Genomic DNA, 4,261 nt, shown 5'->3' with positions numbered 1-4,261 from the left:
CCCCCTGAGATACATTATAAATTATATAAAACATTCCCTGTACTATTTTAACAGTTTTAATGGAAAAATCAAATATTTTGAATTATTTTCTTTCCACCACCTCACCAAACGCCCCAGGAACCCCTTTAAAAATTCCATTCGATAGATAACACCTTTTAAAAAATTAACCCCCCTCATTTGCCCTCTTATAGCCCGTAGAATGAAAAATTCATTCTGTTTTTTATTCATCCAACGGTTGTAAACTCGCTGTGGTTTTCTTTGGTTTCGGCAATGTGTTTTTCAAAGTTTTCTTCTGGTATTGAAGCGATGGTTTGAAGGCGTGAAGATTCCATTTTTTTAATACCCAAATCAGACAATGTAGGAGGTGTGGTAACATCGTGTGACTGCACCTCTTGATATTGGTTTGCCCCAGTTCCCATTGCTCCTTTATTCTTTTCCGTTTCTTGCAACAATTCCCCTGCTTTTCTTTCTGCCCTAATTCTTATTTCTGCGGCTTCATTTTGAATTTCTAAAGTATCGCCTATTTGCTCTCCAAAAATAACTCAATAATAAAAAAACAAAATAGAGTACCGTTTATATTGACAACCGGATAGAAATTCTTTATAATGTAAATATGATACCGAAAAGGGAGGTTATCGGTACTATAGCATAAAAAGGGAGGGAATACACAATGAAAAGAAAAATCCCGGAAGTTTTAACCGCGGAGGAACAACGGGCCTTTTTGCGGACCTTCAACCGGAAGGCCCCGACTGGTTTACGGAATTACGCCATGATGAGGTTGATGTTAGATGCTGGTTTGCGTTGTGGTGAAGTGTTAAATTTACGGTCCAAAGATATTGACTGGAAAAGCGGAAAGATCCATATTCACCAGGGGAAGGGAAAAAAGGACCGGATCGTTTGGCTAAATGATGACGCCTTAGGGGTCCTAAGACAATGGAAAGAGATAAAACCGGAAAGCGATCTTCTGTTTACCACGCTGAGGGGAGATAAAATGAATGATCGATATGTCCGGGCGTTAGTAGAAAGAAAGGCTAAACAAGCTGGAATTGAAAAAGACGTTCACCCTCACACTCTTCGCCATACCTTTGCAACTGATATTTACCGGGAAAGCAAAAATTTACGGTTAGTTCAAAAAGCCCTCGGCCATTCCTCAATTCAGATCACCGAAATTTATACTCATATTCTTGATGAGGAATTAGAAGAGGGTATGAGGTTTTTTCGGAAAGTCTCGATTGCATGAAGGATAAATTTATCACAAAAATTGGTTTTTATTCCTTTCCATTTGGCCTTTTTATATGACCATTTAACTTGTAAGTATCATAAACATCAAAAATACCCTTACAGAAGTTGATCATTCTGATATCGTTGTTGGCTACGGCTTGTTTGTAGATTTTAATGAAGTAACGTTTGCCTGCTTCGGTTTGGGTATAATTCTTCTTCAGGAGATTGTGTTCAGTGCACAACGTCTGTCCATTCTCGATCGAGTTATCGCCTCCCTTATCTTTAGGTTTAATGTGATCGACACAGAGTTCTACTCCATCCTTTCTCCCTCTTCCACAAACCACACACTGGTATTGGTCTCGCTGGAGAATTGCTTCTTTAGTTTCTTCTGAGAAATCAAAGAGCTCTCGATTGGTAACTTGCTCGGGGTCATATCGATAGACACCCTTGTTGACTTTGATGAGTATCCCTTCTTGATGAAGGTGGCGAACCGTTCGCCAAATGTCACGTGGTGGAGTTGTATTTTCTTTCAGGTGTTGTTCTGTCACCCAATCTACCACAGGACCATGTTCCAAGTCTTGCTTGGGATGCTGATAAAAGAACTCCAATATCAAACTTCGAATGGTTCTACTCATTTATTATTCTCCTCCAGAGAAGTTAATTTTTAACTGGTCAAGCTGGCATTCTTTCTTGAGTCTTTTCCGTGCCAGCTCACAGTAGGCTTGATCAATTTCAACACCAATTCCCAACCGCTTAGTTTCACAGCAAGCAATTAAGGTCGAACCACTTCCCATGAAGGGATCAAGAACCGTGTCACCAACAAAGCTGAAGAGCTTGATACATCGTCGGGGGAGTTCGACTGGGAACGGAGCAGGATGTCCGATCCTCTTCTTGCTCTCACCGCTGAAGTTCCACACCCCATTGGTCCACTCCATGAACTCCTCTTTGGTGATGTCAGACTGCTTACTTCCACTGGTTTTCTTCCAGCTGTTTTTATAGAGAACTATGATCACTTCAACTGGAGCAATAACGTAAGGAGCTGAAGCTGACAGCCACGATCCCCAAGCGGTTCTTCTTGAAATATTTTGTTCGTTCCAAATAATTGTTGAATGATATTTAAAACCAATCTGTTTTGCTAAAGTGGTCATGTCGGCACATACGCTCTGTTGACCACCCTTATTTTTATCTAAAGGAATATTTAGGCAAAATCTTCCGTCTTCTTTAACAAACTTATAGCATCTTTCAATCCATCTTTTTGTAAATGAAAGATAGTCTTCATAAGTCATTGCATCTTTATGTGAGTTATATTTTATGTCTACATTATAAGGTGGCGATGTAACAATTAAATCAACAGAATTGTCTTTAACGCTTTTCATTTTTAAAATGTCTGCATTAAAAATTTTGATTGTTTCTATAGAATAAAATAACTCATTTGAATCTACCCCATTTATTTTTCTTTCTGTGCCACGATCAATTTTATTTTCTCTTTTAACATCTTCATTTTTACGTTTAAATTTACTTTGGTTTTGAGGAGCTTTAAATCTTCGGCTATTTTTTAAATATTTTTCCACATTTTCTTTACTAAAACGTCTCTGACCTCCAGTTGTTTTAATTGAGGATATCAATCCTTTTTTTTCTATGCGATAAATAGTTGAAGCACTTATTCCAAGATACTGAGTTGCCTCCTTTGTTGTAAAAAAAATTTTCTTATCCACTTTTATGCCTCCAGATCGCCTTTCATATTCTCTCATTATTATAAAACACTATTCATCTCTTTCTTTTTTTTATCTCTCTTATATCTTATTTTTTTATAATTTAAATACCAATTTTAATATTTTCTTTGAGTCATTTTTTCTAATCTTTTCCTTTCCCCACAAACCATTCTTTTACCCTGGTCAATATCCCTCTGGTATTCTCTTGGTACCCTGGTAGTTTCCGGATAGTTAACATTTTGATAGTCTCTTGTAAGTCCAGAATTTGCTTTTGTAGAAAGGCCTTATCGCTTTCTAACTGGTGGATCCGGTCTTTCATTTCTGTTATCAGGTTGGTATCAATTTGAGTACCAGAATTGGTATCATTGGTACTACTAATTATCTTGCCCACCTTAAAAACCTTCTCAGCCTCGGCCTGATCAACCTGGTATGCCCCCCCTACCAAATTAGCCCTAATTTTGGTACTCTTAATGTAACCCCTAATAGTATTCTTTGAGTACCCGGTAATTTGAGAAAGCTCTTTAATGGTATAGGTTTTGCCACTCACGAATAACCCCCCTCACCCTGGTTAACACCCCTACCAATTTTGATACCAAAAAGTTTACACCCTTTGGTATCCTCTGGTAAATGGATCATAAAATATAATTCCCCGGGTGGAACCACCTCACAAAACTAAAAAAATACCCTTACCGCGTTCAGAATGTCCTGATACTTCACCACGTGGCAAAAGTGGCCTTATCTGCCACGCATAGAAAAAGCATCCTTGTTTTAGGGAGTTAATTTTTCATCCTTTTTCACGTAATAAAACCGAATATTTACATTGCCAATCGTAACTTAAAATTTGTAATTCTGCTATGTTTTCTTTGAGGTTTTTTATTTCTTTGTCTTTCTCTTTAATACTGAGATACTTGTCCCAGATGATAAACCAATAGAAGATTCTTGCCATCCATAAAAAAAAATTATAGTCACTGTCTTGAAACCATGTGAACCGAAACCAGAGGAAAGCGACAAAACCGAGGACACCGTATTGAATCCATTTTGAAGCCTTTGATTCCGATGATTTATATTTTTTGTTTTCTTCCTCCATTTTCCCCTCCTTGTTGATAAACTCTAAAAACTAACCCTTACCGCGTGGCAAAAAATGGCGGTACTTCACCGTGTTGAAAATGTTGCGATACCCTCTTTTTTATAGACTAAAGAAACTCAATTTATTTTTGGTGGTTCCTTTTTTATAGACTCCCGAAACTGCCAAAATGGCGACCAACTCAAGCTCACTTTTCCACCCTAAAAGCCCCACCAGGAAAACCTTATAAATTCAAAGGTATAAA

At 37.8% G+C, this 4,261-nt stretch carries 6 protein-coding genes; 1 reads left to right on the top strand and 5 read right to left on the bottom strand.

The genetic code is table 11. The features are described from left to right. Positions 1-224 precede the first annotated feature (224 nt). The gene (locus tag PLK24_RS08980; RefSeq protein WP_324478348.1) at positions 225-449 is read right to left on the bottom strand and encodes a hypothetical protein; all 225 of its coding nucleotides are present in this window, start codon (positions 447-449) and stop codon (positions 225-227) included. Positions 450-670: 221 nt separating this feature from the next. Here PLK24_RS08980 and PLK24_RS08975 point away from each other — a divergent pair, with 221 nt between their 5' ends. Next, positions 671-1,240 (top strand): tyrosine-type recombinase/integrase, encoded by a 570-nt coding sequence (locus PLK24_RS08975; protein ID WP_324478346.1) that lies wholly within the window; start codon positions 671-673, stop codon positions 1,238-1,240. Positions 1,241-1,268: 28 nt separating this feature from the next. Here the strand turns inward: PLK24_RS08975 and PLK24_RS08970 are convergent, their stop codons facing one another. The 4 genes from PLK24_RS08970 to PLK24_RS08955 all read right to left on the bottom strand — a co-directional run bounded on the left by PLK24_RS08970 (position 1,269) and on the right by PLK24_RS08955 (position 4,020). Then, positions 1,269-1,856, bottom strand: a complete 588-nt coding sequence (locus PLK24_RS08970; RefSeq protein ID WP_324478344.1) for an HNH endonuclease — start codon at positions 1,854-1,856, stop codon at positions 1,269-1,271. Between the two features lie 3 nt (positions 1,857-1,859). Next, a complete protein-coding gene (locus tag PLK24_RS08965; protein WP_502876061.1) occupies positions 1,860-2,972 on the bottom strand; it encodes a DNA-methyltransferase in 1,113 nt (370 codons plus the stop codon). Positions 2,973-3,075: 103 nt separating this feature from the next. Then, entirely contained in the window at positions 3,076-3,480 is a 405-nt protein-coding gene (locus PLK24_RS08960) for a helix-turn-helix domain-containing protein (protein ID WP_324478340.1), read from the bottom strand. 237 nt (positions 3,481-3,717) lie between these two features. Continuing rightward, entirely contained in the window at positions 3,718-4,020 is a 303-nt protein-coding gene (locus tag PLK24_RS08955) for a hypothetical protein (RefSeq protein WP_324478338.1), read from the bottom strand. Between the last annotated feature and the right edge of the window lie 241 nt (positions 4,021-4,261).

This window comes from Atribacter sp. (assembly GCF_035418125.1).
Taxonomy (GTDB): Bacteria; Atribacterota; Atribacteria; order Atribacterales; family Atribacteraceae; genus Atribacter; species Atribacter allofermentans.
The sequence above is the reverse complement of the archived record's forward strand: the minus strand, read 5'-3'. Positions and strand labels throughout refer to the sequence as shown.